The sequence below is a fragment of the Halorussus halophilus genome, from assembly GCF_008831545.1.
In the GTDB taxonomy this organism is placed as follows: domain Archaea; phylum Halobacteriota; class Halobacteria; order Halobacteriales; family Haladaptataceae; genus Halorussus; species Halorussus halophilus.
Window position 1 is genome coordinate 1970507 of record NZ_CP044523.1, and the last position, 26513, is coordinate 1997019.

Consider the following 26513-nt stretch of genomic DNA (forward strand, 5'->3'; position numbering starts at 1 on the left):
CTCTGGGCGGTGCTGAAAGGGGCCGGTCGCTCGCGCACTGCTTGGTCGTCTGGGCGACCGCTATTCGGCACGGGCCGTGCGGAGGGTGCCGAATATGTCGGCCAGCGACCGCGAGCGACCGGGGGCTTTCTGGGAATTCGTTGCGATTCCCGCAGAACGGACAACGCAAAGCGAGCGGGCCGGGGCTTTCGAAGTAGCCCCAGTCTCGTTTGTAGTGGTCACGGTGACGAGTACAGCACCACCAACACAACCACGGAGGCCATCAAGCAATGATACAGGTCGAAGAGTTAGTCGTCGAACTCGGTGGCCAGCGCATCCTTGACCAGATAACTACTCAAATCAACGACGGCCAGTTCGTCGGACTCGTCGGCCCGAACGGCGCGGGCAAGACCACCCTCTTGCGAGCGATGAGCGGCGTCCTCACGCCCGCCAGTGGCACCGTCGAACTCACCGGTGACTCAGTCACCTCGCTCTCCTCGAAGGCTACCAGCAGGCGAGTCGCGGTCGTCCCCCAAGATACCACGCTCTCGTTCGACTTCGACGTGCGAGAGGTGGTGGCGATGGGTCGTCACCCGTACAAGTCGAGGTTCGGGGGTGCGAACGTCGGCGGGTCCGAGAGCGACGACGCTGACCCCACCAGTTCTACCAGCGACTCCGAACACGTCGAGGCCGCACTCGCCCGCACCGAAACGGAGGAGTTCGCCGACCGCTCGATTACCGCGGTCAGCGGCGGCGAGCGCCAGCGCGTCCTGCTCGCTCGCGCGCTCGCACAGGACACATCGATTCTCCTGCTGGACGAACCGACCGCCAGTCTCGACATCAACCACCAAGTCCAGACGCTGGAACTCGTCCGGGAACTCGCAGACGAGGGCAAGACCGTCGTCGCGGCCATCCACGACCTGAATCTGGCGGCCCACTACTGCGACGAACTCCGCTTACTGGCGGGGGGCGAACTCCGAGCGAGCGGCGACCCCGAGCAAGTCCTCGCCGAAGAGACGCTCGAATCGGCCTTCGACACGCGTGCGGTCGTGACAAGTCATCCAGTGACTGGTTCGACGTACGTCACCGCACTCCCGGAGCGACCGGCCTCGCGCGAGGGGCGCGTCCACGTCGTCGGCGGCGGCGGGACCGTCTCTCGACTGCTCTACTTACTGTCGGCGGCAGGCTACGAGGTATCCGTGGGCGTGCTGAACGAAGGCGACTCGGACCTCGACACGGCCCGGTCGCTCGGTCTCGACACCGTGACCGAAGAACCGTTCGCGCCGGTCGGCGAGTCCGCTCGAAAGGAGGTCGAGGCGCGAATTAGCGAGGCCGACGCGACGGTGTTCGCGGACGTGGAAGTCGGCGACGGGAATCTAGCGAATCTGCGAGCAGTCCGGCAGGCAGAGAGACCAGTCGTCGTCGAAGAGCGACCGTTCGAAGCGCGAAACTACGCCGGGAGCGAGGCCGCGGCCGTCTACGCCGACCTTTGCGAGCGCGGCGTCGTCGTCGGTCCCGACGAGTTGCTATCGGCGGTCACCGAAGTAGTCCAACGAGAAGTGTAGGTCGGGGAGGTGTCCAGACGGTTATCTGGAACTCAGATAGTCGTGTGCTGTCGTTGTTGGACGAGTTCGAACAGCATCAGCGCTGCGAAGGTACTCGCCGCGAGCAACACGATACCGGCGACGCCGGACTCGACGGAGGGCGCGGCCTGCGTCGCAGTTCCGAGCGCGACGCCGAACACGACCGCGAGTACGCCTTGAACGGGGCGGGAGAAATCGGCGCATCGCTGGGCGAGCGTCGGGTCGAGACCGACGATTCGCGTCCAGACGACGTACAGCGAGAGGACGAAGAGGAAAGAAAGCAGGCCGACTCCGAGAATGAGGGAAAACTTGACGACGTTCATCCAATCTCGTTTACGACCAGTCGTATAATTTATTATAAATGTATCGGTGCGGTTGGGTCGTTCGCGGAAACAGGGAAGACGACGGTTTCGACCGTCGTTGGTCGGGTCTCTGAGGCGGGCCGCGTTAGTGGCACCGCGACGTGACGATTCTCGGAGGTGAACGCGAACGACCAGGTGACCGAGCGTCGGCGTCGTTGCCACCACGACCGAGAGCGGACTGCGGCAAGCGTCACAGGCACCCGGCAAGACTCGCTGCGAACCGGTCAGTCGTTTTATGTCAGTCGCGCCCTCAGAACGGCACATGCAACTCGGGGACGGAACCGTGGTGGTCGTCGGGAGCGGATTCGGGGGGTTATCGAGCGCCTGCTACTTGGCAGACACGGGTGCCGACGTACTCGTCGTCGAGAAGAACGAGCAGTTAGGCGGCCGGGCGAGCGTCCTCGAAGCCGACGGGTTCCGCTTCGACATGGGGCCGTCGTGGTATCTGATGCCGGACGTGTTCGAGCGATTCTTCGGCCACTTCGACCGGACGCCGAGCGACTACTACGAACTGGAGCATCTGGACCCGCACTATCGCATCTTTACGAAGGGCGAGGCGCGAACGAGCGAAGCGAGTGAGGGCCTCGAAGCGGAACGGCGTAGCCGTGGAGCCAGTGAGGGCCTCGAAGCGGAGCGGCGAAGCCGTGGACCGGGCGATGAGATCACCATCACCGCCGACCGCGAGGAGACGAAAGCCACCTTCGAGCAGTACGAAGAGGGCGCTGGTGAAGCCTTGGACGACTACCTCGCTGAGTCCGAGGAGACCTACGAAATCGGCATGGAACACTTCGTCTACGAAGACCGGCCACGATTCCGGGACTACGTGGACTTGGACGTGGCGCGCCACGCTCGCGGCCTGACGTTCCTCGGGTCGATGCAGGACCACGTGGAAGAGTACTTCGACCACCCGACACTCCAGCAGATAATGCAGTACACGCTGGTGTTCTTGGGTGGCTCTCCGAAAAATACGCCCGCACTCTACAACCTGATGAGTCACGTCGATTTCAACTTGGGCGTCTTCTATCCGGAAGGCGGGATGGGCGCGGTCGTGGACGGCCTCGTCGAACTGGGCCGCGAACTCGGCGTCGAGTACCGAACAGACATGGAGGTCACTGCTATCACCGGGAGCGCGGAGGACTTCTTCGTCCACGTCGGCGACGAGCGACTCGACGCCGATTTGGTTGTGAGTGACGCCGACTACGCACACACCGAGCAGGAACTCCTACCCCCAGAAAGTCGAAAGTACGACGCCGACTATTGGGAATCCCGCACCTACGCACCCTCGGCGTTCCTGCTCTACCTCGGCGTCGAGGGCGACGTAGAACCCCTCGCCCATCACACGCTCGTCCTGCCGCCCGATTGGAACCAGCACTTCGACGAGATTTTCGAGGACCCGACGTGGCCCGAGGACCCGGCGTACTACCTCTGCGTGCCGAGCAAGACGGACGATTCGGTCGCCCCCGAGGGCCACAGCAACCTCTTCGCGCTGGTGCCAATCGCACCCGGCCTAGAGGACGACGCAGAAACCCGTGAGTGGTACCGCGACCTCGTGCTTTCGGACATCGCCGAAAATACTGGCGTCGATTTGCGCGACCGAATCGTCTTCGAAGAGACGTTCTGTGTCTCGGAGTTCGCCGACCGCTACAACAGCATGCGGGGAAGCGCGCTCGGACTGGCCCACACGCTCCGCCAGACCGGGCCGCTCCGCCCGCCACATCGGTCGCCGAAGGTGGACGGTCTCTACTTCACGGGGTCGTATACGACGCCCGGCATCGGCGTGCCGATGTGTCTCATCGGCGGCGAACACACCGCGAACGCAGTGATAGAGGACTACGGCCAGTAGCATGCTCCGCTATCTGTTGACCCTCTCTCGACCGCGCTTCTGGTTGTATCTCGCGGGGCCGGTGCTGGTCGGAGTTGCCTACGGAGCGACCGAGATTAGCGACCTCTTCTCCCCACTCGCCGTCGTCCTCTTCGCGTACTTCCTCGTGCCAGCGAACGTCTTTCTCTACGGCGTCAACGACGTGTTCGACAGAAACGTTGACGCCGAGAATCCGAAGAAGCAGGGACAGCGAGAGGCGCGCTATCGAGGCGGCAAGACGGTCGTCTTCCTCGTCGCCCTCTGCGGAGTCGCAGGAGCGGCGCTCGCACTGCTCTCGCCGCCAGTCGCCGCCCCGTGGCTGGCCGGATTCCTCTTTCTGGGCTACGCCTACAGCGCCCCGCCGTTCCGCCTGAAGACGAAACCACCGCTCGACTCGCTGTCGAACGGACTCTACGTCCTGCCGGGTGCGGCCGCGTTCGCGGCGGTCGCGGGGAGACAGCCGCCGATTTTGGCGGTTCTGGCGGGGTGGCTCTGGGCGATGGCGATGCACACGTTCTCAGCGATTCCGGACATCGAACCGGATAGGCGCGCCGGAATTCGAACGACTGCGACGGTGCTGGGCGAACGGCCGACGCTGGCGTACTGTGGAGTCTGCTGGCTCCTCGCGGCGGGCGTCTTCGCACTGTTGGACTGGCGCGCTGGTCTGCTCCTCGGCCTGTACCCACTGTTCGCCGCGGGGGTTGCAGAGACAGAAGTAGAGGTGGCACGAGCCTACTGGTGGTTCCCGGCCATCAACACCGTCGTCGGGATGGTGCTGACGCTCGGCGGCCTGTGGGGTGTCTTGCGTGGTTGAGCGAGAGGTGCCGAAAAGCAGGGCCGACTTCGAAGCCGCGCTGGACCGCCTCGTCCGCGAGAACCGGTTCACGATTGCCGTCGTGTTCCCGCTCGTGGGGGCCGCACTGTTCGTCGCCAGCCACCAGCGGTGGAACTGGATTCCTCCGTGGTTGCTGATGAATCCCCTACTGGTGCTTTTCGGAACCCTCGTGATGCGCCTGCCGCTCGTCGCCGGGTTCGCTCCGCTGGTGAACAAGCGGGCGGCCGGGGCACTGTTCGCTGTATTCGGTTACGCCTACGCCGTCGAGTTCGTCGGCGTCCACTACGGCGTGCCGTACGGCGACTTCAGCTATCAAATCGAGTTGGGACCGATGCTTGCGGGCGTACCGGTCGGCTTGCCCGTCTTCTTTGTCCCCTTGGTACTGAACAGCTACCTGCTCACGTTGCTGTTGTTTGGACCGCAAGCGTCAGGGACCTCGCTTCGGAGTCGCGCCGTGCGCGTCCTCGCCTCGCTCGCGCTCGTGCTGGTCGTGGACCTCGTGTTAGACCCGGCCGCGGTCGGCCTCGGTTTCTGGGTGTACGACGGCGGTGGAGGCTACTACGGTGTCCCGTGGACGAACTACGCGGGCTGGGTGTTGAGTGGTCTCGTGGCTGTACTCCTCATCGAATTCGGGTTCGACAGTTCGCGGCTGACCCGCCGACTCGACCGCTGTCCGTTCATGCTGGACGACTTCGTGAGCTTCGTCCTGCTGTGGGGTGCGATGAACGTCTACTTCCAAAACTGGGTTCCGGTCGCGCTCGCTGTCGCTCTGTTAGGAGGGTTGGTTCGGGCCGACCGCTTCGACTTCGTGAGCGTCGGTCGGAAACACCCCGAGCAAGGGTAATCACCCGGAACGAACCCCACTTCTCACGCCGAATACTGCAGTAACGTCACGTCGTTGTCGTACGTCTTCGTCCGCGTCAGGTCCAACTCGACGCGATGTTCGATGTCTTCGAACAGTAGTTTCCCCTCGCCTAGGATGACCGGGTGGACCCAGAGCCAGTACTCGTCGAGTAATCCGAGATTCGTGCAAGTCTGGACGATGCTGGCGCTTCCGATAATCAACGAATCGCCGTCTTGCTGTTTCAGGTTCTCCACTTCCGTTTCGAGGTCGTCGCTTACGATTCGCGTGTTGTTCCAGTCGGCTTCCTCCAGCGTCTCCGAGAAGACGACTTTCGGGCGCGTGTTCAGTCGCTGGGCCATGACGCCTTCCTCCTCCTCGCTCGCAGTCGGCCAGTAGCCCGCCAGAATCCCGTAGGTCGTGCGTCCGAAGACGAACGTGCTTACGTCGTGTACGTCGTCGATGTCTTCGCCCATCTCGTCGTCGAAGTTATCGGTCACCCAATCCATCTCTTCGTTCGGCCCGACCATCCGGTCGTCGAGCGTCACGAACGTCGTTGCTATCAGTTTCCCCATTGCTTCCTCCGGTGTCCGAGGGGGTCCTCGAACCGAAGACTGCGTACGCTTCGCTGTTCAATAAAACTATCTCGAAGTCCGAGGTCGGAGCGACCCCGACGCCGTTTACTCGGCGTGGGGCGTCCGGCCCGGATGGTCTCGCTCGACGCGGTCGGTGTCGTTGTCCGGAACCGCACTGACCTTTCGGAACACCGTCACCGGGTCTTTGCTCCACTGCCAGTACCAGCGCGTCTTCGCGTAGAGCCACACCGCCCGTGGCGCGCTCAGTTCCGGTGTCGCGGAGAGCGTGTCGTACTCGCGGTTGCGGATGAGTCGGTGGTACTCCGCGTACAGTACCGCGGCGTACAGCACCGCGAACTGGCAGTCCGCCGGCAGGTACTGGATGCCAGCGACGCCCTCTCGGTAGAGGTCGTCGGCCCGGCGAAGTTCGTCGGCCACGGCGGCCCGAAACCCGTCCGTCGGTTCGCACGACTCGATGTCTGCCTCGGTGACGCCGTGGCGCTCACGAGTCGTCTTCGGCAGGTAGATTCGGTCGTGGTCGCGGATGTCCTCGCGCACGTCGCGCAGGAAGTTGGTCAGTTGGAACGCTTCGCCCAGCGCGATTGCGTGGGGAGTGGCCTTCTCCGGCCGGTCTACGTCCATGATGGACTGCATCATGACGCCGACCGCCGCGGCCGACCCGCGCATGTACGCTCGTAACTCCTCGTAGGTGTCGTAGCGGTCTTTTTCCACGTCCGCGAGCATCGCGTCGATGAACTGTGCTATCTCGTCTTCGGGGATGTCGTACGTTGCTTGTACCTCCTGAAATGCTGCCAGTACTTCGTCGTCCGTGTCGTCCTGCCCAAGTGCCTCGGCGCGCAACTGCTCGAGGCGCTCGCGCTGTTCGGTCGGTCCGAGGTCGGTCGCTCCATCGACCACCTCGTCGGCGACTCGAAAGAACGCGTACAGGACGTACGTCGGATGACGGACCCGCTCGGGAAGAAGCCGCGTTGCGAAGTGAAAGGTTCTACCCGTCCGCTGCTGAATCGTCTTACTCCGTCGTAGCTGTCGGTCTGTTACCATCGAGGGTGTCTCCTGTGAGAGTCCGGCCAAACGCGGCTCCGCGGGGTACTACGATTACGGGAACCAGAGTGTTAATTGTTAGCGTCGGCGAACGTGCCGCGCTCGGACACGAAACGTGCGAGTAGCTTTTTGCCCGCGGAGCGTGTAGTGTGATAGCAGGTGGCGCGAAAGGCCGACAGATATGACAGGAAACGACTCCGACACTCCCGACGTGGACGCGGTTTCAGAACGTACCGACTCCCAAACACCAGCGGACTCGGAGTTGAACGCTACTCCAGACGGAGACGCGGCCGACAGAATCGCCGAACTCGAAGCGACCATCGACGAACTGACGATGCAACTCGCGCAACTGGAGCGAAACGTCACGTGGATGGCCCGCCAGCAGGCGGCCGAAACCGGCAACGGCGTCTGCCCGTACTGCAACAAGGGCGGCGCGCTCGTCGCCGACCGAACCCCGACCGGCAAGACGCAGGTGCGGTGTACCAACTGCGAGCAAGATATCAACTAGCTACCGCCGGGTGACCGACGCCAGATACGCCGGGCGATACCGTGGCTGGCCACGCGTCTCGAAGACGGCGTCCCTGACGTAGTTCACCTGCCAGTCGTCGTCGAACAGCGCGTACAGTTCGGGGCGGGACACCCAGCCGGGTTCGCCCACGGCCCGATCGGGTGCCTGCGCACAGAGTGCGAAGAAAGTTCCGCCGGGTTTCAGTGTGGCGTGCAGTGCGTCGGCGTACTGGCGACGTTCGTCGCCGTCGAGACAGTGCATCAGTGCCGAGTCTATCGCGCTGTCGAAGTTCATTCCGAGTTCGTCCAGTCGCAGGGCGTCCCAGACGAGGAAGTACGCCTCGACGTCTCGCCAGTAGGCCTTCGTGCGCGCCGTACGAACGGCCCGCGGCGCGAAATCGACGCCGAGTACGTCGTGGCCTCGTCTGGCGAGATAGAGGGCATTTTCGCCCGTGCCACAGCCCACGTCCAGAACGCGCTGGCCGAGTTCGCCCCGCGTTTCGAGGCCGACGAACTCTCGTTGCGGGCGGCCGATGTCCCAGCCAGGCGTTCCGGCGTAGGCGACGTCGAATCCGTACGCTCGCGAGTCGCGTGGCCGCGGTCCACCGAGCGGAAACGGAGCCGCACTCATCGTCCGCCTCGCGGAGTGCTGTCGCGCTCGTTCACCTGACTCGCCGACTCGGTAGTCCGTCGAACTCTCGAAGCCATACCGGCCCCACGACGAGCGCCGACAAAACGTCCGTGACCACTCAGAGGTCGTAGTAGTCGTCTACCACGGTTACGGTCGCCTTGAACACGGCCAGTAGGACGGGCCCGAGAAAGAGCCCCAGCGCGCCCATGAAGTAGATGCCACCGACGACGCCGACGAGGACGACTGCGGGGTGGAGTCCTGCCTGAAAATCGACGGCGTACGCCCGGAGGTAATTGTCCACCCAACTTACGACCGTCGCGCCGTAGACCAGTAGCGCGACGCCGGGGACCACCTGTCCGGTCGCGACGAGGTAGAGACCGCCGGGCACCCAGACCGCACCGACGCCGACGACGGGGACGAACGCGAACAGCACCATCACCATCGTCCAGAACAGCACGTTGGGAAGTCCGACGAGGAAGAACCCGACGCCGCCCAAGACGCCCTGCACGACGCCGACGAAGACGTGACCCTTCAGCACCGCCCACGTCACCTGGTTCGTCTCGGTGTACAACTCCTCCTGTATCTCGGCGTCGAGCGGCGTCACGTCACGCACCCAGCGAATCAGCGACTGGCCGTCCACGAGCAGGTAGTAGAGGACGAACACCAACAGTGAGAGTCCGAGTACGAGTTTCACGGTGGTCGTCAGTAGCTCCGAGACGTTGCCGACCAGCAGGTCTACGAGTTGGCGCGAGACAGCGTCGGCGTCACCGAACTCGACCGGGACGCCGACCGACTGCAACACTCGCTCTGCCCTGTCGAGAACCGGGCGATGGGCGACCTCTTCGGCAGTCTTGGCCGCCTCTGGCAGGACGCTCACCGACAGCAGGACTATCGGCACTGTCGTCATCAACACCGCTAGAACGACGAGCGCCAACGCCGCTGGGCGCGTCCCGATTCTCGGCGAGAGTCGCCGCTGTGCGGGGTGGAGGACGAACGCCAACAATCCAGCCGCGAGGATGTACGCGAGAAACGGGCGCACGACGAGCACCGCGAGGACGAACAACGCGCCGAGGAGGAGGGCGAAAAATACGTCTCGGACATCCATACCGTGACTACACCGTCTAACTACTTAGGCTTCGGACTGTGTAGACAATGCGTATCTCGCGTTAGCACGCGTTTACTTCGGCTCGGAGAGAGGCAAGCGGTCCGCTCATCGGCAAGGCTGTTCGGGGTGAGTTCGCGGAAAAGTAAGCCGGTGGAGGGGATTGTGAACTACCTGAAGACGCTCCCTGCTCGCGGTTTCACCGCTCGCGTTTCGAGACACTTCGTGCCTCGCTTCGCCTGCGGCGAGACTGCCTCTTCCGTCGTTCAAATCCTCCACGAAACTCGACAGACGCTCACGAGTTGGCGAGCAAACGCTAAGCGTTGCTCGCCATGTTGTTCGCATCAGAAAGAGCCGGTGGAGGGATTTGAACCCTCGGCCTATTCCTTACGAAGGAATCGCTCTAGCCAGTCTGAGCTACACCGGCACTGCGTCAGTGACACTCCTGTCACATTCACGTCGCACACGTCGCGTGGCGACTGTATCGTCGTACCGTCCTACGCATTCAATTATAGCCACCACTACTTGCTTAAGGGTTGCGAAAGCCGCCGCCGTTAGCGAACGAGTCGCACCCGGAACCGAGTGCGACACGGAACTCCAGTCGTTCAATCCGAGTTCAGTTCGAACTTCTTGACCTTCCCGCTCGTCGTCCGGGGGAGCGTCTTCACCAACTCGATTTCTCTGGGATGCTTGTACGCTGCGAGTTGGTCCAGACAGTGCGCTCGAAGTTCCTCTTCCGTGGTCGCAATCTCGGACTCCGGAACGACGAACGCCTTCACCGTCTCGTTACGTCGCTCATCTGGCACCCCGACTACCGCGGCGTCCACCACCGCAGGATGGTCGTAGAGGACGTTCTCGACCTCCGCCGGGTAGACGTTGTAGCCGCCGGTCACGATGACGCTCGACTTGCGGTCGAGTATCTCGTAGTAGTTGTCCTCGTCGCAACGCACTACGTCACCCGTTCGGAGATAGCCGGTCTCGGTGAACGCTTCGTCAGTCGCGTCGGGCTTGTCGTGGTAGCCTTGCATCACGTTGGGGCCGCGAATCAGCAGTTCTCCCGTCTGGCCCGGCGGGAGTTCGTTCCCGTCGTCGTCTACGACTTTGCAACTCGTCGCGCGGTGGGGTTGGCCGATGGTCCCCAACTTCGGGCCAGCCATCGCGTCGAACCCGAAGTGGGTCGCCCCGGCCGCTTCGGTCAGCCCGTAGGCTTCGTACATCCCGACACCGGTCGCGTCTTCGAACTGCTCTTGGACTGCAGTCGGCATCTTGGTGCCACCTTCCATCGCCTCTTCGAGACTCGACAGGTCGTAGTCGCCGAACGACTCGTGATTGACGATATCGACGTACATCGCGGTCACGGCACCGAACTTGGTGATGTCGTGTTCCTCGATGTCGGCCATCGCCGATTCGGGGTCCCACTCGGCGGGGTCCCGGAGGTAGACCGACCCGCCGCGCACGAGCGGTTGCCACGTCCGGTTGACGAACCCCGAGATGTGCGACAGTGGAAGCACCGACAGGAACCGCTCTCTCTCGGCCGGGAGATTGGTCTTCTCGAAGCCCATCAGCGACTGTGCGCGGAGGTTCTCGTGCGTCAGCAGGACGCCCTTCGGGTCGCCCGTCGTCCCGGAGGTGTACGGTTGCATCGCAACGTCCTCGTCGCACCGGGTGGCGACGAGAGGTCTGCTGTCCACTTCCGCGAACGAGACGTCCCCAGTCACTGCGTCCGAATCTGTCTCCCGGTCTGCTCCAATAGTAACGACCTGCAACTCCGTATTCATCGTCTCCAACGCGTCGCCCAGTCGCTCTCGGAGGTCCGCGTGAGTCACGACTGCTCGGGCGTCGCTGTCACGAAGCTGGTACCGTATCTCGCGTGGTTGGTACTTCGGGTCCATCGGCGTGAACGGCGTTCCAGCTTTCAGCGCACCGAGTGCTCCAATCAGGTACTCCGAACTGTTCGGTGCGTACAGTGCGAGTCGGTCGCCGGGGTCGAGTCCGAGTTCGCGAAGTCCTCCAGCGAAACGACTTGCGTGCGCGTCGTATTCGGCGTGGGTCAACGAACGGCCACCCATCTCCACGGCGAGTCGGTCGGGATGCGTTCTCGCGGTTTCTGCGTAGAGACGCGCGACGTTTCCCGACCGGACCGAGGCGGGGAATGAACTGACGTGCATGCACATCAACACTTCGACCCCGGGAATAAAGCCGGAGAACTGTTCGTGTAGTCAGGATTCACCTTTCGACGACTGTGTCGTTAAGCGCCGCTTGTCCGTCGTTTTTGGCAATACTACTCGCGCACCCGCCAAGTGTCGGTCAGGCCGACAGTGCTGGCTTACTCCGTGAGGGCGAGCCTGACACTCTGTCAGCCAGCGATTTATCACCGTATATTATTGATCGAATTAATAGTCACTCCCGAAAGTACAGCTATCGGCACCGTGCGATTATCAACGGAACACCCCATTTATACTATGTCTTGCCGGGGTCTTACGCCGAGACTTCTGCCCTCGAAGAAACTATGGCGAAGACAACAACTCGCAAGAACCAACCCGGCGGCGAGTATCGAATTCGGAAGTACAGACCCGGAGACTGCGAGGAGGTGTTCGAACTGTATCGCTCCCTGCTCGTCGTCCACGCCGACCCCGAAGACTGGTTCCAGTGGAAATTCTTCGACAACCCCTACGTCGAAGAGGTTCCGGTGTTCGTCGTCGAACACGACGGCCGAGTCGTCGGGATGCGGGCCGCGCTCCCGCTCCGCTTCGACGTGGGTGGCGACCCCGAAACGGGAATCCTGACCGTCGCGTCGATGATTCACGAAGACCACCAGCGACAGGGCTTGTTCTCGTGGCTGGTCGCCGAGATGTACGACTACTACGCCGAGCGAGCGCCGGTGATGTCTATCGGGTTCCCGACCGCCTACTCCGAAGACGCGATACTGAGTTCGCCGGAACTGCGTTCGAAACTCAGCATCGAACACAGCGTCGTCTCACAGTATCCGCGCTACGTTCGGATTCAGCGACCGGAGACGATGGCTCGGCGGAAGACGGAAACGCCAGTCGTCCACCACGCCGCCCGCTTTGGCGGTCCCGTCTACCGCGGGTATCGCAGGTTCCGAGACGCGCGCGTCTCGGACGCGGACGGTGTGACGGTTCGGCGGCACCAACAGGTCCCCGCCAAGCAGTTGGCTACACTGGCTTCCCGAAACAAACCGCCGTGGGTCCACGCGCGGCGCGACGAGCAGTTCTACGAATGGCGGTTCACCTATCCCGACTTCGACTACACCACGTACACTGCGCACCGAAACGGGTCGCTTGTCGCCAGCGTCGTCGCGGGAACGCGGACGCGCGGGCCGACAACGGCGACCCACGTCTCGGACGTACTCCCGCTCGGTGCGAACGCCGACCGAACCCCAGCACTGGCGAATCTGCTTCGTGCCGTCGTCGCCGACGCAACCGATTCGGACCTCGTCATGGCGGCCGGTTCGACCATGCCGTCGGCGTTGCTTCGGCAGTTCGGCTTCTTCCCCGACTACTCGTTTCCGCTCGCGCACGTCGAGACCCAGCGAACACTGCTCGCGCGACCGATGACCAACGACCCCATCGATACGTGGACGATAAACGGTATGGAGTTGTCAGACCGCTCGAACTGGGGTCTCTCGTTCGGCACGCAGGAGATAGCCTAAACATGACGGAGCAGACGACTCTCGAATCGGCTATTGACGCTGCTGTCGAGGACGGCCAGTCACTCTATCTCGCTGGCTTCTCCCACCTCATCCCGTTCGCGTCGGGCCACGAAATCATCCGGCAGGGGTACACCGACCTCGAACTCGTCAGGGCCACGCCGGACTTGATTTACGACCGGATGATAGCCGCAGGCTGTGCCTCGAAAGCGACGTTTTCGTGGGCCGGTAACCCTGGTGTCGGCTGTCTACGGGCGTTTCGCCGAGCGGTCGAGGAAGGCGTCCCCAACCCACTCGAAATCGAGGAGTACACGCACTTCGGGATGGTCGCGCGCCTGAAAGCTGGCGCACAGAAGCTTCCATTCGTTCCGCTGCGCACGTTCGCCGGGTCGGACCTACCGGAGTACAACGACAAGATTCGCACTGTGGCCGACCCCTTCAGTGACGATGGTGAGAACGAGGGCGAGGACGTTCACGTCGTGCCACCGCTCGAACCGGACACCGCAGTCGTGCGCGCACAGCGTGCCGACGCCGACGGGAACGCCCAGTTGTGGGGCATCGTCGGCGAGACGGTTGACGCGGCACTCGCCGCGGAGACGGTCGTCCTGAGCGTGGAGCAAGTCGTAGACGAATCGGTGATTCGGAGCGACCCGAACCGTACGATGATTCCGGGAACGGCCGTCGATTACGTGGTCGAAATTCCGTACGGTTCTCATCCGTCGTACGTGCAGGGCTACTACGACAGGGACAACCCCAGCTACGTCGAGTGGGACGAGGTGTCCGAGACGCACGAATCGACGCTCGATTGGCTCGACGAGTGGGTGTACGAAGTCACCGACCATCGGGAGTATCTCGAAAAACTCGACGCTGAGAGACTACTCGACCTACAGCCACAGCCAGACTACGCAGAACCAATCGACATGGGGGACTACTCGTGAACACAAATTTCACCCGGACCGAACTCATGATAACGCGAGCGGCGAGCGAACTTCGCAACGACGACACCGTGCTGGTCGGCGTGGGCGTCCCGAACTTGGCGTGTAACCTCGCAAAGCGGACCCACGCCCCCGACTTGGAGATGGTGTACGAGTCCGGCACTATCGACTCCGAGCCCGATTCGCTCCCACTCTCAATCGGTGACCCGGTACTCGCGTCGGGTGCCCGGAGCATCGTCCCGATGTACGAAGGCTTCAGTTCGTACCTCCAAGCGGGACGCATCGACGTGGGGTTCCTGAGCGGTGCGCAGATAGACCGCCGGGGAAACATCAACTCGACCGTCATCGGCGACTACGACGACCCGACCGTCCGGCTTCCGGGAAGCGGCGGTGCCTGCGAGATAGCGAGCAACAGCCATCGGACGCTCGTCGTCGTGCCCCAGACCAAGCGGCGGTTCCCCGCCGAGGTGGACTTCGTGACGAGTCCGGGCTACGTCGGCGGCCGAGAGGGTCGAGCCGAGAAGAATCTCCGTGGTGGGCCGGAAGCAGTCATCACGGACAAGGCAGTCATGCGGTTCGACGAAGCAGGTGAGTTGTACGTCGAGTCGATTCATCCCGGATTGACGAAGGACGCCGTGCAGACCGCGACCGGTTGGGAGCTTCGATTTTCCGACGATCTCTCGGAGACGCCTGCGCCCGACCCGGAAGAGATTCGACTCATCCGAGAAGAACTCGACCCCGAGGGCGTCTACGTCGAGCAGCAGGACTGAAGCTAGTCAGCGAGTGAGTCGCACGTCCAGACAGACGTTCAACTCGTGTGGTGCGTACGACCGGACGACGTGGCGCGTCTCGACTTCGACCTCGTACTCCGGTTCCGCGGCCGCCCGAATCACGGCCTCGCCGGGTCCGAACGGGTCGTCCTCGTGCTGGATGTCGTAGTAGTGCAGCACGCAGTCGTCGCCCGCGATGGTGACGGCAGCGTCTACGAACTCGTCGGCGCTGTGGGGTAGGTTCATGATGACGCGGTCGGCCCAGTCTTCGTACTCCGGTGCGACTTCCCCTACGTCCCCCTGAATCGCGGTGACTCGGTCCTCGACGCCGTTCCGCCGAGCGTTCTCCCGAAGGTACTCGACTGCGCGCTCGTTCAGGTCTACGCCGACGACGTCCGCACCGCGCTTGGCGCAGGGGACGACGAACGGCCCGACACCCGCGAACATGTCGAAGACGCGCTCCTCACTCTCGACCTGTTCGGCAACACGATGACGTTCGGTCGCCAGTCGGGGCGAGAAGTACACCTCGGCCACGTCCAGCAGGAACTCACAGCCGTACTCGCGGTGAACCGTCTCCGTCCCGGACGACGCGTCTTCCGACCCCCGGCTCGCTCCGCTCGCCTCAGTTTCATTCCCAGCCAGTACGTCCCAGTCCCGCACGCGCAGTTCGCCCTTGACCTTCGAAGCGCGATTGAGGACCGTTTCGACGGGCAGGTCCGACTCCATGATGGCGTCGGCGATTCGTTGGGCACGGTCGGGGTCGTCTTCGTCGAGGATGACGATGTCGCCCAGGCGCTCGTACGTCGGTTCGAAGCCCAACAAGTCGGCGGGCATGTCTTGGGTGTTCCGCTTGGCGATGTCGTGTTCCACGACGGTCAAGTCGTCTGGAACCGCCCCGGCGTCGGTGACGGGAACGTAGAGCCACCCGTCTTCGACCGTTATCTGCAACTCGTCGGCGACGAGGTCCCGCTCGGCCAGTCGGCGACGGGTCTCCTCGCCCTGTTCGCGCTCGACGCGAACGCACGCCACTTCCATGCCGAGACCTTTCCCGGGGGCAGCGTTAACGGTGACGCTTCGCCGGTCCCAGAGAGCGATGGTGGTTCGCTGTACCGAAGTCCGTCCGCTGTCGTCCTCACTCCGAGACAGGTCGAACCAGCGGGAGTTACGTTCGTGCAATCGGTGGTTGACCTAACGGCGTGGTGTGCTACTTGTGTACGGCACTCCCGCGAAATCGCGTGCTGTTTCTACTGAACGGTTCTCAACGATAGATTGCCAAATACAGGGATGTATGTCCTCTTCGAGCGATTTCCCGAGAAAGCGTCGGAAGAAAGTCCAAAACGATCCTGAACGAGGGGGGCCGTATATTACGGATTTCGCCTTACGAGCAATCGGTTCCGCGCCGGGCGGAGCCGAGGTGAAAACAATGTCACAGCTATACCAGCCACCGCAAGGACAGCAGCAGTCTCGATTCGGCCAGCAGACCAGCCAGCAGGGCCAACAGCAGCCGAGCCAACAGGGTACACAGCAACCGAGTCAGCAAGGCCAACAGCAGTTCGGCCAGCAATACCCGATAGCGGGCCAGATGGCCCAGCGCGCGGGCCAACGATTCGATCAAGAGGTTCCGCAGGAAGTCCAGCAGACGCTCCAGCAACTCGAACGCGTCGAGTCCGTCGCAGAGTGGACGAAGACGAAGGCGGCCGAGCGCGGGATGCCTCGCGTCGTGCGAGTCTGTGACGACCTGCAGGACATCGCACACCTCCAGCAGAAGCTCATCATCCGAGGGTCTCCGTTCGCCCAGCCGCTCGGGCAGGCGACGAAACAGACCATCCAGCAGGGACTGCAGGAACTCCAGCAGTACGCGAGCGAGCCGGAAGTGCAGGAAGTCATCGAGAACACTCGCCAGTCACTCCAGACCATCGACCAAGGCCTGCAGAAGGCCCAGCAGATCGGTCAGCAGACCCAGCAGGGCCAGCAGATCGGCCAGCAGCCGTCCCAGCAAGTCGGTCAGCACTCTGGCCAGCAGGTTGGCCAACAGCCCCAACAGTTCAGCCAGCAGCCCCAGCAGTTCGGCGGCCAAATGGGCCAACAACAGTACTGAGCTGCCGAGCGAGTCCTTTTTCGTGGACGATAATATTTGTCACAGTTCGTGAGCGGGAGCGACGGAGCCAGCGGCCGAACTCGAAACGCTATAACGCGTTCGACCACCTACTGGTGGTATGCTCACCTTCGTTGGACTCGGTCTCTACGACGAGCGGTCGGTGACGGTCGAAGGCCAGCACGCCCTTCGAACGGCCGACCGCGTCTTCGCGGAGTTCTACACCAGCAAGCTACTCGGTGCGACCGTCGAAGACATCGAAGCCGCCCACGACACCGAAATCGAGGTTCGTGACCGCGCTGGCGTCGAACAGGACCCAGAAGACATTCTCCAAGCTGCCGAGGAGGGCGAAGCCGTGTTCGCCACCGCAGGCGACACGATGATTTCGACCACCCACGTGGACCTCCGCCTCCGCGCCGAGGAGCGCGGCATCGACACGCGCGTCGTCCACGCACCGACAGCAGAGTCGGCGGCGAGCGGCCTCACCGGACTCCAGAACTATCGGTTCGGCAAGGCGACGACGCTCCCCTTCGACTACGCCCACGGCGCTGACGGCGTGCCCGCGAGCGTTACGAACGCCATCGACGAGAACCGCGAGCGCGGCCTGCACACGCTCGTCTACCTCGACATCAAGGTCCGCAACGACGAGTACATGACCGCAAGCCACGCCGCCGACCTGCTCGCCGAGGAGTACGGTGACGTACTGGCGGTCGTCGTTGCACGCGCGGGCAGTCCAAACCCGCTGGTCGCCGCCGACGCGCTCTCGGAACTCGCCGAGCGAGCGTTCGGCGACCCGCTTCATCTACTGGTGATTCCGGGCGACCTCCACCACATAGAAGCAGACGCGCTCTCGACGCTGGCTGGCGCGCCCGACGAACTGCTCAACGTGGAGTGAAGTACCTCGGGGACAAGCACCGAGGCACTCGCCTTGCTTATCTGTAGAAGAGATTCAACGACCGTCGCCGTCTGCGCGAACTGTTTTTTCGGCTCCGACTGCGTCGTGGAGGTCGTACTCATCGCCCGTGACGATGTACATCACGTCCTCGGCGACGGTGAGCAACTCGGGCAGTACGCGGGCGACTGCCCACGCGATACCGACGAGTGCGACCACCGAGAGGCTCTGGGCGATGATTCGGTCGGAGATGAAGTACGACACCATGTTGGGGTTCTCGTAGCCGACCAGCGAACTGATAGGCCCGACGCCGACCTGCAACCACTGGTAGCTGAACGCCATCGTGATGAACACGACCCGCGCGAGGTTGAGCGTCCAGATAACCGGGATGGCGATAGCTAGTGCCTTCAGTTTGCGACGGAGCGGCGCGCGCACCGCACCGATGAGACCGCTGAATATCGCCATGCTTCCGAGACCGGTACACGCCAGCAGGACGCTCGTCCGGAACGGCCCTTTCTCCGGGTGCATGTAGTAGTACTGCCCCATGAAACCGTTGTCACGCTCGATGAGTCGAATTTGGTCTTGGCCCAGCAGGTCCAGCACGAAGTGGCCTTGTGCGGCCACCGTCTCGATGAGCAACTCCTTGCCCGGCGCGTACATCGTGAACGGGAGGTAGACGACGCCCATGATTGCGACTGCACGCGTCAGCAAGAACAGCGTCTCGCGGCCTTGCAGGAGGAGGTAGGCGGCGTACAGACTGGCCGGAAGTGCGGCGAGGCTGAGCAGGCCTTCGATCGCGCTCCGCTGTTCGAACGCGAAGTGAGGGAACAACACCAGCCAGAAGACGCCGAAGACGCCCCATGCAATCGCCGCGACATAGCGCGCGAGGTCGCGGTCGTACCAGTCCAGGAGGACGCTGCCCGCGAAGAGGGCGATGGAGAGCCACGCGAGGGTGTCCGATTGGGCGGCCAGCCACGCGAGCGGGTCGGTCAGTAGACTCACAGTTAGCGGGTATCAAGCGCCCACCGTACAAAGAGTTGACGACTGCGGTCGTCTCCGTTATCCGTCGCTTACTACTGCGGAAATGCGGCGTTTCTCGGGTATGAACTACGCGAACGACGTGGCTGTCGCTCGCCGGGTAGCGTACTGAAAAATGGAAACCGCGAAAACCGGAGTACTCCGGTAGTTAGTTAGCTATCTAGTTGCTGCGGCGGAAGGCCAGCAGCGCGGCTGCGACGAGTGCGACGAGTGCGACGCTGATGCCGAAGCCGGGGATGGTACCACTGCCACCGTCACTGCTGGTGGTCGTGGTCGTTTCACCGGGGGCTTCGGTCGTGTCGCCAGGCGTCGTCGTCGTGTCGCCAGGCGTCGTCGTGGTCTCGTCCGGAGTCGTCGTGGTCTCGTCCGGAGTCGTCGTGGTCTCGTCCGGAGTCGTCGTGTTGTCCGAGCCGTCGTCCGGCTGGAAGTCCTCGTCGACGACTGCGCTGACACCGGAGTCGGAGTAGCCGCGAGCTTCGACGGTGAACTCCGTGCCGTTGTCAACGTCGCTGAAGTCGTAGGCTGCCTCGAAGTTGCCCTCGGGGCCGACTTCGACGGATGCCGTCTTCAGGAACGTACCGCCTGCACGCGACTCGACGGTGAGCGTCGTGCCGGGTGCGAGGTTGGTCGAACCGCTGACGTTGTACTCGCCCTGCGGGACGGTGAGGTCCTCGCCATCGTTGATGGTGACCTCAGGATTCTCGACCGTGAAGGTGGTCGAGACGGACTCGTTGCTCTTGCCCGCGAGCTTGTAGGCGGAGTCCGAGCCGGAGGTTGCACCGTTACTACCAACGACGGTGAACGTTGCGTTCCACTCGCCGGTGGCCAGACCAGCACTGTCAGCGTTGGTCGGCGTAACTTCGTCCGTGTTGATCAGGACGTAGAGCGTGTTGTTCTCTGCGTCCGTGACCGTCTGGACGTTCGAACTGCTGCTGTCGAAGTACTGCGGCTGGGCGTTCACACCGGGGTTCTCTTGTCGAACCTGGAACATGAGGCCCTGGTCGTTCTCGTCGACATTCGCGTTGTCGCCGAGAGCACCGTAGATACCGGATGCTTCGACCTGAACGACAGCCCAGTCGCCGCTTGCGACGGTGTCGCTCTGGCTGACGATGTCAGTAACGTCGCTCGGGGCAGCGTCGGGCGCCACCGAAGCGCTTTCCGGAGCAACCCAGCTCTGGGCTGCGTCGGTGGAGCGCTGTGCGAGCGAGAGCGTGGAGACGTCAAGCTCGGTCGCCGAGCTCGGCTCGCTCGGGGTAGTGACGTTCAGCGCGTAGTTGCCGTCTGCGAGAGCGCCGACATTGTCACCGATCGAACCGTCCCAGCTGACGATGCTTGCGCTGTCTTCGCTGTCAACGGGACTGACCGAGCCACCGTCCTGGTAGCTGTTGAAGTTGAAGGCAACTTGGCCGTCGTTGTTACCGTCCGTGACTTCGATGCGCTGGAGGTAGTTGACGTCCGAGGAACCGACGTAGACGTACGCCGAGTCCGTCGCGGTGAGGTTGACAGTCACTTCGACGTTGTCACCGCGCTGGTTGCGGAAGACGCCCTCGGTGAACGTTGCGTCAACGTCGTCAGGCTGGTTCACCGTAACGTCGATGGACTCCGATGCGGTGGTGTCCGCGACATCGATGTTGACGGTGTCGTTGCCCGTCTCTGCGTTGGACTTAATCGGGATGTTGAGTTCGTCACCCTCCTCGACAGAGACGACATAGCCGGGCGCGCCGTCGTTCAGGTCGTCTGCAAACTCGGAGGCCTTCGACGCGTTGTCGATGTCGTTCATGACCGCGCTCGACGTAACGTTGATGTCGAACTCGTTAGCGCGGTTCGTGTCGTCGATGCTAATCGACAGGTTACCGGCCTGAACAACACTCGCGCTGTCCGGGCTAACGGAGAGACTCTGCTCGACGACCTGGAACGTCTGGTACGTATCCTGGTCGACGGTGGCGTTGTACTTGCCGTTCAGGTTTGCGGTGTTGAACGTGACGTGACCAGACTCGTCAGCAGAGTACTGGTCCACGTAGTTACCGTCTTGGTCGTAGAGCGTTACTGTGGTGTCGCTGTTGCCGCCAGTATCCCAGGCAGCGGTCTGACCCTGGAAGAGGACTGACTCTGAGCTGATGTCCTCACCAGCGCCATCGTGGTTTGCAGCGGCCGTTCCTGCGAATGCGGCAGTGCCCGCGAAGACGGACATAACCAGCATCGCAGTCATGAACACACTGCGTAGTTTGTCATTTGTCATGGTTGGATTGGTTGGTTATTCGGTCGGCGACAGAGCCTTTCGTGGGGTCCTTTTAACGTAACCCGGCGTTTCCGGGTGCGGACCACGTGTACTCAGAGCTGCCACCATGGGTAGGGGTACATCACATTGGTTAGTCCCCGATTATAAGTGCTTTGTGGTCCACTATGAGGCTCGGTAAACATTCTCACTCCCGAATACGGCCGGTAGAATCGGTTTCGCGGTTTTCGCCTGGTCGGGTAAGGTGCGAATAACCCTTATCAACAAATCGTTGCAAATCAAGCGATACGTCAAACGTATTGGTCAGCGAGATATATCGTCGTAATCGAAGATTTCCACGCTCGGCGACGCTACGCGCGAGTTTTCAGATAGTTGTTCGTTCGCCAGCGACACCAGAACTGTTCGTTGACACGAAAAATTGGATGACTGTCGTTTCGGCTCGATTCGGCGGTTCGCCGGAGCGCGCGTCTCGCGCGCGGGAGAGAGGCATTCACACGGTGCGAGTGAGACGGTACGAGTCTACTCGCTCGGTTCCAGCACTTCGATTTCGTGGCCGTCCATATCCTTCGTGAACGCGTAGCGGTTGTCGCAGGACTCGGGGTCGCGGTAGTCCTCAGCGTCGCGTTCCAGCAGCGTCTTCCACGCCTCGGACAAGTCGTCGGCGCGGATGCAGAGGTGGCCCCACGCGTCACCGAGGTCGTACGTGCGCCCGTCGTAGTTGTAGGTCAACTCCACTGCCATCGCTTCGTCGGCCGCGCCTTCGGGCTTCATGAAGTAGTTCGCGAAGGTGTCGGACTCCCAGCGGCCGGTGTGTTCGTATTCCAGCTTGCGGGTGTACCAGCCGAGGGCCTCGTCTGCGTCCTCGACGCGAATCATCGTGTGGTCGAGGCTCCACGGCGCGCCGTAGTCCCGTTCGACGATTTCGACCTCGTGTCCGTCGGGGTCTGTGACGAACGCGTAGCTGCCGCCACAGGAGTCGGGGTCGCGGTAGTCTTCGACGCCTTCGTCCATCAGTTGCTCGTAGGCGTCGTACACGTCGTCTACGCGCACGGCGATGTGGCCCCAGCCGTCGCCCATCTCGTAGCTCCGGTCGTCGTGATTGTAGGTGATTTCGAGGAGCGCGCCCTCCTCGTGTACGTCCTCCGGGCCGAGATAGACGTTGGTGAAAGTGTCTGCCTCCCAGCGTCCCTTCTCCTCGTAGCCGAGGTGGCCCTGATACCAGTCGAGCGTCGCGTCGAGGTCTTCGACGCGAATCATCACGTGGTCGAGCGTAGCGTTCATGCATTCGAAGCGTGGGTTTCACGAGAGGAAAAGCTACTGTTCGCGGAAAGAAGACCAGTGGAATTCAGCGACACAACGTAGTACCGACCGGACGTACACTCGACCAATACTCCGGGAGATACTGTGTTTCACCCGGTGTACACGCTTGATACGGACTTGAAGTTGTAGGTGTGTTGGCCGCCGCCATCACTACGTGCGAAAACTGGATGTATTGCTCCGTGCAGCGCCTCAACGGCGTTGTATCCAAATCCTAGATTTGCTTCCGTAAGCGGTGCTCCAAAACTGTCGCTGCCAAACAACCCCTCGATTAGCGTAAAACCGCGTACACCCCGGGTGAGCTATTTCAAATCGCGGAGTACGCGCTCACCCAGGCACACTTCCTTGAAATCACTAATACCGCTTAGCTGGAGGCTTTCCGGGCCGCTTCCCGCGGATTTCGATTGCCGAGTCAGAAGCGTCCATCTTACGAACACCATCGAACTATTACGAGACAGATGGAATTTCGACCGTACACCCACCTCTATCTTTCAATATCACTAATTCACCGTCAGTACGTTTCGGCGAGCCCCCAGACAGAAATCGGCGATAGAAGGCTTGGAACGCTGGTCTACGAGACGACCGCCGTCCGCTCGACCAGAGCAGTTACAGCAACCCGCTATCGTTTTTGTACACACCGTAATGTTAGGCCTTCTTTCGGCTGAATTCCGGAGTGTACGTCGTTTCGCTTAAAGCTGTATTGGCGGAGTTGCGGTATTCTAGGGTGTCACGGCTTCAAACTCGGGTGTACGATTTGTGAAGTTCCATCCGAGTCTCTCGATACTCGCGCGATTCGTACACCCCGGCACGGAAGGTATATGCAGTGTCTCGACACGGGGATGTCATGGTCGGTACCGCGAGTTCGGCCATCGAACGTTACACGATCCGTCGAATATCCGGCCAGTGGAACCACCACGCCGCGCCCCACAGCAACACTACTCCGAGCGGAATCACGGTCAACCGTGAGCGGTTCGCCATTCCGACTGCGAATAATAGATGATTCGCGCCCGCGAGCGCGAGGAGGCCACCGGTCAGTCGCCTGTCCTCGTACCCCTCTCCCACCAACACCCCGACACCAGCACTCAGAACCGCCAACAGGTACAGCAGCGACCCTATCGGCCATGCGAGCAGTCGGCGCGGAAGCCCAGCGGTGTAGACGAACACGTAGTCCCAGACGGTGGTCACGTGCAAGGAATCGACGATTGCCAACCCCCACGGGAAGACGAGACTGCCGTCGCCGAGAATCGTCCACGGAACGACGGTGAGCGCAAGAAGAGCCACCAGTCTAACGCTGTCGCCGTCGTCGCCCATCGTCACTTGCGCACGACGAGACGAAGCACGTCTTCGTCGGCGAGTTCGTGGCCCATGCCGACCTGCTGTTCGTCGTGTTTTGCGCTCGGACCGGAGACGCGTGCGAAGCGGAACCGCTGTTCTAGGTCGCCGCCGAGGTGGTGGCAGGCGTCTTCGATTGTCGAACCGCGGGGCAACACGAGCGGTTCGTCGTAGTCCACGCCGCGGCCCGGTTTGTCCATGTAGATTCGCATCAGGCCGAGCGCCTCCCAGATGTGTTCTTTGAGCGATTCGAGACCCTTCTCCTCCTCCGCGGAGATGAAGATGGCTTCTTCGGGGTCGATGTCGTGGTCGCGCAGGTCGTCTTTGACCGTCTCGATGTAGTCCGGTTCGATGAGGTCCACCTTGTTCACCGAGACGATGGAGGGCAGGTACTCCCGGTTGTCCATCACGCCGTCCACGAGGCGGTCGATGTCCAACTGCTCGCGGATGGTCACGTCGGCGTTGACGTAGCCCTGCTCGCGCAAGACTTCCTTCACGACGTTCTCGGACATTTCCAAGTCCACGCTGGAGGTGACCCGGATGCCACCCTTCCCTTTCTTCGCGATCTTGACGCTCGGTGGCCCTTGGTCGAGTCGAATCTTGTTCGCGTACAACTCCTGTTTGAGCTTGTCGTACTGCTCGATTTCGAACACCGAGAGGACGAACACCACGAGGTCTGCGGCCCGCACGACCGAGAGGACTTCTTGGCCGCCGCCGCGTCCGTGGGCCGCGCCTTCGATGAGGCCCGGCACGTCTAACAGTTGGATGTTTGCGCCGTTGTACTGGAGCATCCCCGGATTCACGTTCAGCGTGGTGAACTCGTACTCGCCGGTCTCGCTCTCGGCGGCGGTGAGCGAGTTCAGCAGTGTGGACTTCCCGACGCTGGGGAATCCGACGAACGCGACGGTGGCGTCGCCAGTCTTCTCGACGGCGTAGCCTTCCCCGCCGCCCGCGGAGGACTGGTTTCGTAGCTTCTCTTTCTTCTCCGCGAGTTTCGACTTCAGCCGACCGATGTGCGCCTCGGTAGACTTGTTGTACGGCGTCTCCGCTATCTCTTCGCGGAGGTCTTCGATTTCCTCCTCCAGTCCCATTACCAGAGAGTGGGCTACGCTCGCCGAAAAACCCTTTCGTTCGGCGGGGCGACTCTCCGCGACACAGGACTTCGGTACGTTAATCAATACCTAGCAATCACGCCCAAACGATGCCCGGCCCCTCCACGTTTCGGGACAGCACACAGATAGTTCTCCCCGCCGACGAGTTGGAGGGGCTCGAAGCGGAGTTGCAAGCGCAGTTTACAGTTAGCATCTTCAAGCCAGCGGAGGATTGGGCTCGCATCATCGGCAGTCCGGTCGAAATCGAGGAAGCGACCGAGTTCCTCTCCCGTCACGGCGTCAGTCTGCCTTGAGGACCGGATTGGTGGTCTGCTCGGGGGAGAGAACTTCCCAAGCCGCAGACGGAAAGATAACTCTTAAAACCGCCGCGCGGGTTCGTACAGACATGGCTGATACAATCGAAGTACTCGTACCCGGTGGTCAGGCCGACCCCGGCCCGCCGCTCGGCCCGGAACTCGGCCCGACCGCGGTCAACGTGCAGGACGTCGTCAACGACATCAACGAACAGACCGAAGCCTTCGACGGCACCGAGGTCCCCGTGACCATCACCGTCGAAGACGACGGGAGCTACGAGATCGAAGTCGGTGTCCCGCCGACGGCCGCGCTCATCAAGGACGAGGCCGGATTCGACACCGGTAGCGGCGAGCCCCAGAAGGACTTCGTCGCGGACATCTCCATCGAACAAGTCAAGACCATTGCCGAGCAGAAGTCCCCGGACCTGCTCGCCTACGACACGAAGAACGCCGCGAAGGAAGTCGTCGGCACCTGCGCCTCGCTCGGCGTCACCATCGAGGGCGACGACGCACGAGAGTTCAAAGAGAAGGTCGACGCCGGCGAGTACGACGACGTGCTGGTCGAAGCGTAATTGACGACGCCGATTTTCTTCGATTCTCCGAGTCAAGAGTCACGACGCCCGTGATAGCTCGTGATAACATCTTCGCGCGCACGCAGGCGAGACCCTCGCCAACGACTCTCGTGCCGAAACCAGTTCTTTCGGCCCGCTCGCCCACGTGAACGGTCGCCAGACTGCCACTGCTTCGACGGGTTTAAGTTTCGGATGGCCTTCCGTTCCGAGTGAGACAGGCTTAGCCTGTTTCACTGACCCGTAGGAGCATCCTGCGTACTACGGAGGTGAACAATGGCAGATCAGGAAATAGAGCAAGCAGTTGCAAGCGCACTCGAGGACCGACCTGAGCGGAACTTCCGCGAGACGGTGGACCTCGCTATCAACTTGCGTGACCTAGACCTTAACGAACCGTCGAACCGTGTAGACGAGAGTATCGTCCTCCCTGCCGGGACTGGACAAGAGACGAAGATCGTCGTGTTCGCGGAAGGCGAGACGGCACTTCGTGCGGAAGACGTTGCAGACGAAGTCTTCGACAGCGACGAACTCGAAGACCTCGGAGGCGACGACGACCGCGCGAAGGACCTCGCCGACGAAACCGACTTCTTCATCGCCGAGGCGGCACTGATGCAAGACATCGGTCGCTACCTCGGTACCATTCTCGGCCCCCGAGGGAAGATGCCCGAACCACTCCAACCCGACGACGACGTCGTCGAGACTGTCAACCGTATGAAGAATACGGTGCAGCTTCGGAGTGGCGACCGGCGCACCTTCCACACCCGCGTTGGCGCGGAGGACATGGACGCGGAGGAAATCGCCGACAACATCGACGTCATCCTTCGCCGACTTCACTCCGACCTGGAGAAGGGTCCACTCAACATCGACAGCGTCTTCGTGAAGACGACGATGGGGCCCGCCAAGGAGGTAGCCTAAC

Annotated in this window: 25 protein-coding genes and 1 tRNA gene; 13 read left to right on the top strand and 13 right to left on the bottom strand. The window is 62.1% G+C overall.

From position 1 onward, the window contains the following. Window positions 1-269: 269 nt before the first annotated feature. Window positions 270-1544: a heme ABC transporter ATP-binding protein gene (locus tag F7R90_RS09670; RefSeq protein WP_158057248.1), complete on the top strand. Its 1275-nt coding sequence runs from the start codon at window positions 270-272 to the stop codon at window positions 1542-1544. A gap of 32 nt (window positions 1545-1576) precedes the next feature. Here the strand turns inward: F7R90_RS09670 and F7R90_RS09675 are convergent, their stop codons facing one another. Next, window positions 1577-1885 (bottom strand): hypothetical protein, encoded by a 309-nt coding sequence (locus F7R90_RS09675; RefSeq protein WP_158057249.1) that lies wholly within the window; start codon window positions 1883-1885, stop codon window positions 1577-1579. A 301-nt stretch (window positions 1886-2186) separates the two neighbouring features. Between F7R90_RS09675 and F7R90_RS09680 the strand changes: the two genes are divergently transcribed. From F7R90_RS09680 to cruF, 3 genes are read left to right on the top strand one after another with little or no spacing between them, the layout of a single operon-like run. Next, window positions 2187-3767 (top strand): phytoene desaturase family protein, encoded by a 1581-nt coding sequence (locus F7R90_RS09680; RefSeq protein ID WP_158057250.1) that lies wholly within the window; start codon window positions 2187-2189, stop codon window positions 3765-3767. A 1-nt stretch (window position 3768) separates the two neighbouring features. Then, a complete protein-coding gene (locus F7R90_RS09685; protein WP_158057251.1) occupies window positions 3769-4599 on the top strand; it encodes a prenyltransferase in 831 nt (276 codons plus the stop codon). Window positions 4600-4606: 7 nt separating this feature from the next. Further along, a complete protein-coding gene (gene cruF, locus F7R90_RS09690) occupies window positions 4607-5464 on the top strand; it encodes a bisanhydrobacterioruberin hydratase (RefSeq protein WP_158057252.1) in 858 nt (285 codons plus the stop codon). Between the two features lie 23 nt (window positions 5465-5487). Here cruF and F7R90_RS09695 read toward each other — a convergent pair whose 3' ends face one another. Together F7R90_RS09695 and F7R90_RS09700 are read right to left on the bottom strand one after the other, a co-directional pair. Continuing rightward, window positions 5488-6036, bottom strand: coding sequence for a dihydrofolate reductase family protein (locus F7R90_RS09695; RefSeq protein ID WP_158057253.1), 549 nt, complete (start codon window positions 6034-6036; stop codon window positions 5488-5490). A 105-nt stretch (window positions 6037-6141) separates the two neighbouring features. After that, window positions 6142-7098 (bottom strand): phytoene/squalene synthase family protein, encoded by a 957-nt coding sequence (locus F7R90_RS09700; protein ID WP_158057254.1) that lies wholly within the window; start codon window positions 7096-7098, stop codon window positions 6142-6144. A 181-nt stretch (window positions 7099-7279) separates the two neighbouring features. Between F7R90_RS09700 and F7R90_RS09705 the strand changes: the two genes are divergently transcribed. After that, window positions 7280-7606: a hypothetical protein gene (locus F7R90_RS09705; RefSeq protein ID WP_158057255.1), complete on the top strand. Its 327-nt coding sequence runs from the start codon at window positions 7280-7282 to the stop codon at window positions 7604-7606. Here the strand turns inward: F7R90_RS09705 and F7R90_RS09710 are convergent, their stop codons facing one another. The 4 genes from F7R90_RS09710 to F7R90_RS09725 form a co-directional block, all read right to left on the bottom strand. Further along, the gene (locus F7R90_RS09710) at window positions 7607-8236 is read right to left on the bottom strand and encodes a class I SAM-dependent methyltransferase (protein WP_158057256.1); all 630 of its coding nucleotides are present in this window, start codon (window positions 8234-8236) and stop codon (window positions 7607-7609) included. A gap of 118 nt (window positions 8237-8354) precedes the next feature. Next, window positions 8355-9341 carry an AI-2E family transporter gene (locus tag F7R90_RS09715; RefSeq protein WP_158057257.1) on the bottom strand — a complete coding sequence of 329 codons (987 nt, stop codon included), beginning with the start codon at window positions 9339-9341 and terminating at the stop codon, window positions 8355-8357. A gap of 349 nt (window positions 9342-9690) precedes the next feature. After that, window positions 9691-9765: transfer RNA gene (locus tag F7R90_RS09720), tRNA-Thr, on the bottom strand. Window positions 9766-9943: 178 nt separating this feature from the next. Continuing rightward, on the bottom strand, window positions 9944-11506 hold the full coding sequence (locus tag F7R90_RS09725) for a class I adenylate-forming enzyme family protein (RefSeq protein ID WP_158057258.1): 1563 nt from the start codon (window positions 11504-11506) through the stop codon (window positions 9944-9946). Window positions 11507-11847: 341 nt separating this feature from the next. Here F7R90_RS09725 and F7R90_RS09730 point away from each other — a divergent pair, with 341 nt between their 5' ends. From F7R90_RS09730 to F7R90_RS09740, 3 genes are read left to right on the top strand one after another with little or no spacing between them, the layout of a single operon-like run. Beyond that, window positions 11848-13011 carry a GNAT family N-acetyltransferase gene (locus F7R90_RS09730; protein ID WP_158057259.1) on the top strand — a complete coding sequence of 388 codons (1164 nt, stop codon included), beginning with the start codon at window positions 11848-11850 and terminating at the stop codon, window positions 13009-13011. A 2-nt stretch (window positions 13012-13013) separates the two neighbouring features. Next, the gene (locus tag F7R90_RS09735; protein ID WP_158057260.1) at window positions 13014-13946 is read left to right on the top strand and encodes a CoA transferase subunit A; all 933 of its coding nucleotides are present in this window, start codon (window positions 13014-13016) and stop codon (window positions 13944-13946) included. 26 nt (window positions 13947-13972) lie between these two features. Continuing rightward, on the top strand, window positions 13973-14713 hold the full coding sequence (locus F7R90_RS09740; RefSeq protein WP_158057261.1) for a CoA-transferase subunit beta: 741 nt from the start codon (window positions 13973-13975) through the stop codon (window positions 14711-14713). Between the two features lie 6 nt (window positions 14714-14719). Here the strand turns inward: F7R90_RS09740 and F7R90_RS09745 are convergent, their stop codons facing one another. Then, the gene (locus tag F7R90_RS09745) at window positions 14720-15748 is read right to left on the bottom strand and encodes a class I SAM-dependent methyltransferase (protein ID WP_158057262.1); all 1029 of its coding nucleotides are present in this window, start codon (window positions 15746-15748) and stop codon (window positions 14720-14722) included. Window positions 15749-16136: 388 nt separating this feature from the next. Here F7R90_RS09745 and F7R90_RS22165 point away from each other — a divergent pair, with 388 nt between their 5' ends. Continuing rightward, window positions 16137-16811, top strand: coding sequence for a hypothetical protein (locus F7R90_RS22165; protein WP_192498273.1), 675 nt, complete (start codon window positions 16137-16139; stop codon window positions 16809-16811). Window positions 16812-16929: 118 nt separating this feature from the next. Then, window positions 16930-17703, top strand: a complete 774-nt coding sequence (gene dph5, locus F7R90_RS09755; protein ID WP_158057263.1) for a diphthine synthase — start codon at window positions 16930-16932, stop codon at window positions 17701-17703. 54 nt (window positions 17704-17757) lie between these two features. Here dph5 and artA read toward each other — a convergent pair whose 3' ends face one another. From artA to F7R90_RS09780, 5 genes are all read right to left on the bottom strand, one after another. After that, complete coding sequence (gene artA / locus F7R90_RS09760) at window positions 17758-18702, bottom strand: archaeosortase A (RefSeq protein ID WP_225741137.1); 945 nt, start codon at window positions 18700-18702, stop codon at window positions 17758-17760. 196 nt (window positions 18703-18898) lie between these two features. Next, window positions 18899-20977, bottom strand: coding sequence for a DUF7827 domain-containing protein (locus tag F7R90_RS09765; protein WP_158057264.1), 2079 nt, complete (start codon window positions 20975-20977; stop codon window positions 18899-18901). Between the two features lie 516 nt (window positions 20978-21493). Next, window positions 21494-22255 carry a VOC family protein gene (locus tag F7R90_RS09770; protein ID WP_158057265.1) on the bottom strand — a complete coding sequence of 254 codons (762 nt, stop codon included), beginning with the start codon at window positions 22253-22255 and terminating at the stop codon, window positions 21494-21496. A 912-nt stretch (window positions 22256-23167) separates the two neighbouring features. Further along, window positions 23168-23602 (bottom strand): TIGR04206 family protein, encoded by a 435-nt coding sequence (locus F7R90_RS09775; RefSeq protein WP_158057266.1) that lies wholly within the window; start codon window positions 23600-23602, stop codon window positions 23168-23170. Window positions 23603-23604: 2 nt separating this feature from the next. Continuing rightward, a complete protein-coding gene (locus F7R90_RS09780) occupies window positions 23605-24714 on the bottom strand; it encodes an OBG GTPase family GTP-binding protein (protein WP_158057267.1) in 1110 nt (369 codons plus the stop codon). A gap of 110 nt (window positions 24715-24824) precedes the next feature. On the opposite strand from F7R90_RS09780, the gene F7R90_RS09785 reads away from it, so the two are divergent. The 3 genes from F7R90_RS09785 to F7R90_RS09795 all read left to right on the top strand — a co-directional run bounded on the left by F7R90_RS09785 (window position 24825) and on the right by F7R90_RS09795 (window position 26512). Then, window positions 24825-25028 (top strand): VNG_1110C family protein, encoded by a 204-nt coding sequence (locus F7R90_RS09785; RefSeq protein WP_158057268.1) that lies wholly within the window; start codon window positions 24825-24827, stop codon window positions 25026-25028. Between the two features lie 92 nt (window positions 25029-25120). Further along, window positions 25121-25600 (top strand): 50S ribosomal protein L11, encoded by a 480-nt coding sequence (locus F7R90_RS09790; protein WP_158057269.1) that lies wholly within the window; start codon window positions 25121-25123, stop codon window positions 25598-25600. Between the two features lie 273 nt (window positions 25601-25873). Beyond that, window positions 25874-26512, top strand: coding sequence for a 50S ribosomal protein L1 (locus F7R90_RS09795; RefSeq protein ID WP_158057270.1), 639 nt, complete (start codon window positions 25874-25876; stop codon window positions 26510-26512). The last annotated feature ends 1 nt before the right edge of the window (window position 26513 follow it).

Excerpts from the sequence above, each read along its gene's own strand:
- F7R90_RS09700 (WP_158057254.1), bottom strand. The coding sequence starts at position 7,098 with ATGGTAACAGACCGACAGCTACGACGGAGTAAGACGATTCAGCAGCGG.
- F7R90_RS09725 (WP_158057258.1), bottom strand. The coding sequence starts at position 11,506 with ATGCACGTCAGTTCATTCCCCGCCTCGGTCCGGTCGGGAAACGTCGCG.
- dph5 (WP_158057263.1), top strand. The coding sequence starts at position 16,930 with ATGCTCACCTTCGTTGGACTCGGTCTCTACGACGAGCGGTCGGTGACG.
- F7R90_RS09770 (WP_158057265.1), bottom strand. The coding sequence starts at position 22,255 with ATGAACGCTACGCTCGACCACGTGATGATTCGCGTCGAAGACCTCGAC.
- F7R90_RS09765 (WP_158057264.1), bottom strand. The coding sequence starts at position 20,977 with ATGACAAATGACAAACTACGCAGTGTGTTCATGACTGCGATGCTGGTT.
- F7R90_RS09745 (WP_158057262.1), bottom strand. The coding sequence starts at position 15,748 with ATGGAAGTGGCGTGCGTTCGCGTCGAGCGCGAACAGGGCGAGGAGACC.
- F7R90_RS09740 (WP_158057261.1), top strand. The coding sequence starts at position 13,973 with ATGATAACGCGAGCGGCGAGCGAACTTCGCAACGACGACACCGTGCTG.
- F7R90_RS09695 (WP_158057253.1), bottom strand. The coding sequence starts at position 6,036 with ATGGGGAAACTGATAGCAACGACGTTCGTGACGCTCGACGACCGGATG.
- F7R90_RS09685 (WP_158057251.1), top strand. The coding sequence starts at position 3,769 with ATGCTCCGCTATCTGTTGACCCTCTCTCGACCGCGCTTCTGGTTGTAT.
- F7R90_RS09790 (WP_158057269.1), top strand. The coding sequence starts at position 25,121 with ATGGCTGATACAATCGAAGTACTCGTACCCGGTGGTCAGGCCGACCCC.
- F7R90_RS09670 (WP_158057248.1), top strand. The coding sequence starts at position 270 with ATGATACAGGTCGAAGAGTTAGTCGTCGAACTCGGTGGCCAGCGCATC.
- F7R90_RS09785 (WP_158057268.1), top strand. The coding sequence starts at position 24,825 with ATGCCCGGCCCCTCCACGTTTCGGGACAGCACACAGATAGTTCTCCCC.
- F7R90_RS09780 (WP_158057267.1), bottom strand. The coding sequence starts at position 24,714 with ATGGGACTGGAGGAGGAAATCGAAGACCTCCGCGAAGAGATAGCGGAG.
- F7R90_RS09710 (WP_158057256.1), bottom strand. The coding sequence starts at position 8,236 with ATGAGTGCGGCTCCGTTTCCGCTCGGTGGACCGCGGCCACGCGACTCG.
- F7R90_RS22165 (WP_192498273.1), top strand. The coding sequence starts at position 16,137 with ATGTCACAGCTATACCAGCCACCGCAAGGACAGCAGCAGTCTCGATTC.
- F7R90_RS09715 (WP_158057257.1), bottom strand. The coding sequence starts at position 9,341 with ATGGATGTCCGAGACGTATTTTTCGCCCTCCTCCTCGGCGCGTTGTTC.
- F7R90_RS09735 (WP_158057260.1), top strand. The coding sequence starts at position 13,014 with ATGACGGAGCAGACGACTCTCGAATCGGCTATTGACGCTGCTGTCGAG.
- F7R90_RS09795 (WP_158057270.1), top strand. The coding sequence starts at position 25,874 with ATGGCAGATCAGGAAATAGAGCAAGCAGTTGCAAGCGCACTCGAGGAC.
- F7R90_RS09775 (WP_158057266.1), bottom strand. The coding sequence starts at position 23,602 with ATGGGCGACGACGGCGACAGCGTTAGACTGGTGGCTCTTCTTGCGCTC.
- F7R90_RS09675 (WP_158057249.1), bottom strand. The coding sequence starts at position 1,885 with ATGAACGTCGTCAAGTTTTCCCTCATTCTCGGAGTCGGCCTGCTTTCT.
- F7R90_RS09730 (WP_158057259.1), top strand. The coding sequence starts at position 11,848 with ATGGCGAAGACAACAACTCGCAAGAACCAACCCGGCGGCGAGTATCGA.
- F7R90_RS09680 (WP_158057250.1), top strand. The coding sequence starts at position 2,187 with ATGCAACTCGGGGACGGAACCGTGGTGGTCGTCGGGAGCGGATTCGGG.
- F7R90_RS09705 (WP_158057255.1), top strand. The coding sequence starts at position 7,280 with ATGACAGGAAACGACTCCGACACTCCCGACGTGGACGCGGTTTCAGAA.